The 4,018-nt window shown below is 62.7% G+C and carries 4 protein-coding genes and 1 pseudogene; 2 read left to right on the top strand and 3 right to left on the bottom strand.

Annotated elements, in window-relative coordinates:
- Positions 1–496, bottom strand: a 496-nt coding sequence (locus tag AC1DWF_RS30800) for a VOC family protein (protein WP_476842469.1), incomplete at its 3' end; no start/stop codon positions are given.
- A gap of 222 nt (positions 497–718) precedes the next feature.
- On the opposite strand from AC1DWF_RS30800, the gene AC1DWF_RS30795 reads away from it, so the two are divergent.
- Entirely contained in the window at positions 719–2,275 is a 1,557-nt protein-coding gene (locus AC1DWF_RS30795) for an alkaline phosphatase family protein (RefSeq protein ID WP_476782678.1), read from the top strand.
- Between the two features lie 57 nt (positions 2,276–2,332).
- Here the strand turns inward: AC1DWF_RS30795 and AC1DWF_RS30790 are convergent, their stop codons facing one another.
- On the bottom strand, positions 2,333–3,232 hold the full coding sequence (locus AC1DWF_RS30790; RefSeq protein WP_476782677.1) for a PRC-barrel domain-containing protein: 900 nt from the start codon (positions 3,230–3,232) through the stop codon (positions 2,333–2,335).
- Between the two features lie 212 nt (positions 3,233–3,444).
- A complete protein-coding gene (locus AC1DWF_RS30785) occupies positions 3,445–3,615 on the bottom strand; it encodes a hypothetical protein (protein ID WP_476842468.1) in 171 nt (56 codons plus the stop codon).
- Positions 3,616–3,740: 125 nt separating this feature from the next.
- On the opposite strand from AC1DWF_RS30785, the pseudogene AC1DWF_RS30780 reads away from it, so the two are divergent.
- A pseudogene (locus tag AC1DWF_RS30780) lies at positions 3,741–4,018 on the top strand (histidine kinase); the annotation flags it as partial.

Here is a 4,018-nt window from a genome sequence, read left to right as displayed (position 1 = left end):
CGGCACCGTCACGCAGCCTGAGCGTCGCCGAATGAAAGCCGCGGATCGCCTCGTCGGCAGCAACGCCGCCCTTGATCCAGGGCGCGCGTTTGTCGCCCTTGGCCTCGACAAGCGCGAACCCGTCGCCATCAGGACCGGCAAAGGAGAGGCGCTTTTCGCCGAACTTCTCGTCGCGGACGAGCCCACTTACACCTTGGTCGGCGAAACGCTTTTCCMAAAAAGGTAGCGTGCCCTCGGGAACCGAAAACACCGTGGTTCCAACCTCGCCGACACCCGACCGGCMCTGGCCGATATTGGGGAACGGAAAATAGGTCATCACCGAACCAGGCGTACCCAGCTCGTCGGCATAATAGAGGTGGTAGACGTCCGGCGCGTCGAAATTGACTGTTTTCTTGACCCGGCGCAGGCCGAGCTTGTGGGTGAAGAACTGGTTATTCTGTGCCGCATCCTTGGCCATCGAGGTGACGTGATGCAGACCCTTGATCTGGTCGAGCATGGCTTTGCTCCCTTGTCGCTGCGGCCCCTGCCGCGTTGGGAAGAATATGGGCGCATCCGAGGACGTGGCAAAGTGGGCGGGCACAGAATGGACTGTCGCCAATCAGTGAACGACAACCGCGTCGACGTTCACAGATTCTGGCATGAGTCGTGCAGGCACAATGGCGCTTGCACCCGCAAATGAATCCGGCTTCCTTGGCCGCAATTGAATTTGGGGGCTAGCTTGGCAGACACCGGCAGACGGCAGAATATCCTACTCATCACCTGCGACCAGTGGCGTGGCGACTCCCTGTCGGGCGTCGGCCATCCCGTGGTGAAAACGCCCAACAGCGATGCGCTGGCCCGCGAGGGTGTTCTGTTCAAGCGACATTATGCCGGGGCCGCACCTTGCTCGCCGGCGCGGGCATGCCTCTACACCGGCCTTTACCAGATGAACAACCGCGTCTGCCGCAATGGCACGCCGCTCGACGATCGCCACGACAACATCGCCCGCGCCGCTCGTCGCGTCGGCTACGACCCGACGCTGTTCGGCTATACCGATGTTTCGCCCGACCCGCGCAAGCGCGCGCCCGGCGATCCGTTCCTGCGCACCTATGAAGGTGTTTTGCCCGGCTTCACCACCAGGCAGCTTTTGCCCGAGCACCAGAAGGCATGGCTGTCATGGCTCGCGGCGCGCGGCATCGATTCGAGCCCGGGCTTTCCCGACATCCACCGCCCGGCGGACGAATCCGCGCCGGAGATCAGCCCAGCTGTACCAGCCTATTCGAAGGATGAGACACCGGCCGCCTTCCTCACCGGCGAATTCCTGCGCTGGCTGAGCGAGCAGGACGAGGGTGAGCCTTGGTTCGCGCACGTCTCGTTCCTCAGCCCGCATCCGCCCTTCATCGTGCCCGACCCCTTCAACACCATGTATGACCCGGCGGAGGGGCCGGCCTATGCTCGCGCGGAAAACAGGCAGGCGGAAGCGGCAAGCCATCCGTTCCTCGCCTACCACCTCGCCCACCATCAAAAGAAGTCGAGCTTCATTCCTGGCGCATCCGGCAATGTCGGCGACTGGAGCGAAGACGAGTTCCGCAAGATCCGCGCGCTCTATTACGGCATGATCTCGGAAGTCGATTCCCAACTCGGCCGCATCTGGCAAGGCATCAAGGCGGCAGGCAGCTGGGACGACACCATCGTCATCTTGACCTCCGACCACGCCGAGATGATGGGCGACCATTTCATGCTCGGCAAAGGCGGCTGGTTCGACAGCAGCTACCATATCCCGCTGATCTTACGCGACCCGCGCCACCAACAGTCCGCCGGCACCATTGTCGACCGCTTCACCGCCGCCGTCGACATCATGCCGACCTTGCTCGAGCTCATCGGCGGCGAACCATTGCCGCATCTCGACGGCCAGTCGCTGAAGCCGTTCCTCGACGGCAACGAACCTGCTGCCTGGCGCGACGCGGCCCATTGGGAATACGATTTCCGCTCGGTTGCCGACGGCACGACGGAAGCCCATTTCGGCACCGGCTCGCGCGCGCTGAACCTGTCGGTTATCCGCACCGAGGCGGTCAAATACGTGCATTTCGGCGGCGGCTTGCCGCCGCTGCTCTACGACCTCGTCAACGACCCCGGCGAAACGCGCAATCTCGCCAATGACCCGGCATGGCTTTCGGTGCGGCTCGATTTCGCCGAAAGGCTGCTGGCATGGCGCGCTCGGCACCTCGACCAGTCGCTCGCACTATCAGAGCTGGCGGACGGCGGGGCCACCGGCCACTTTGCACATCTGCCCTGACCCAAAACAAAAGGCCCGCGGCGAAGCGCGGGCCTTTCTGCTCTAGTGCCGCCGCATCTACTGAACGATGATCAGACGCTGCTCGTCGCGCTTGGCGGCCCAGCTGCCCGCATCATAAGCCGGCTGAGCTTCGAGCTGCTGCTTGGTGAAGGTCGTGTACAGGTACTTCTTGCCTTCGGCATCAACCATGAAGGCAAGATTGTCGCTGCCGACGGCAACCTTCTTCTCACCCATGCCAAGGAAACCGCCGACATCGATGACATAGGCGTCGATCTTGCCGTCCGCCGTCATCAGGATATCGCCGATCTCGCCGATATTGGCGTCGTCACCACCATAGACGGTGGTACCCATCAGTTCTTCGGCCCGCAGATCGGTACTCGGCAGCTCCTTCAGCGTCGACTTGTCGATCGCCGCGGTCTTGGTCTCGTCGGCCATCGACGCATCAGGCGTAGCCGGAGCAACCGGCGCCTGCGCGGTCTGGTCAACTGCCGGGGACGCCGGATCGGTCGCCGCTACCGGCGCTGGCGTCGGATCATATGCACGGCGGTCGAAATCGGGCAGCGCCTGCAGCTGTTCCTTGGTCGTAGCCATCACAAGCCAGCGATCGCCATTCTTCTCGGCCCAGTCGAACTTGTCGAAGCTGACGGCGACGTTCTTTTCACCGATGCCAAGGAAGCCGCCGACACCGATCACCAGCTGATCGGCCTTGCCGTCAGCGGTCATGACTATGTCGTGAACCTTGCCGATGTTCTCGGCGTCGGCAGCGGTGCCGTTGTAGACCTTCGCACCGATGACGTTGGCTGCGAGGAATCCGTCGGCATGCGGGATCACCGCAGGTGTCGCCGGAGTTGCCTGAGACGGCGCGGGTGTGGGTGCCGGCGCGGTGGTGTCCTGGGCATAGGCGCCGGTGGCGATAAGCGTTGCAAAGGCAGTCGTGGCCAAAAGGTTGCGGATCATGATATATTCTCTCCTCGTGCGTGTCTTCATGCATGCCGCGCCTCGACCAGTCTTTTGCGGGAAGGGTCCGGCGCGGCCTCTTCACGGGTTCACAACGTCGTGACCCGGCCATGGTTCCGAATWTTTCCCCGACTAGTTTCGATATGTGCCGGGCCAGGAACCGTCGCTCGCATTTTCGCAAGCGTTTCAAAATTGTCTTTCCGCAAGGGCACTTAGCCCGGAGCCGAGATGGTCTGGTTGGCGTTCTTGCCGATCATCTCGCCATAGAACTCCGCCCCGCCCCATGCGGCCAGTGCCAGCAGCAAGCCTGCCGCCAGCACGATCAACAGGTGGCGTCCGCGCGTTCCCTGCCGGGCTTTTTGGGCTGGAATGRTCTTGGTCATGTGTAGTCTCCCATATGGCTTCAGGAGGCTAACGACGGTTTCACGGCATGGTTCCGGGCGTCCCGCAAAGGCTTTTCAATCTGGCATCGCCCGTCTAGTTTCCTCGGAGCCAAAGGGATGGTCGGGTGCAGGACAACAAAATCATCGACACGGACAGCGCCGACGGCGGCGATACCGGTGCGGTATCGAACGTCCCTTCCGATGCGGATTTCGATCGCCTGACAGGCCTTGCGGCAGCGCTCATGCAAGCGCCCGCTGCCTTGCTCACCCTGGCCAATGCCGAAGGGCAACAGGTCGTGCAGTCGCATTTGGGCATCGACCCCGCACAAGCTGCGGAGGCGCTCCGTTTGGCCAATGGCACCCTCGCTGGCGACACGCCCGACGGCGCATACCTGTTCCACGC

Source organism: Aminobacter sp. P4_D5, from assembly GCF_056401815.1.
The sequence above is the reverse complement of the archived record's forward strand: the minus strand, read 5'-3'. Positions and strand labels throughout refer to the sequence as shown.

Coding starts and splice junctions, on each gene's coding strand:
- AC1DWF_RS30790 (WP_476782677.1), bottom strand. CDS start 3,232: ATGATCCGCAACCTTTTGGCCACGACTGCCTTTGCAACGCTTATCGCC.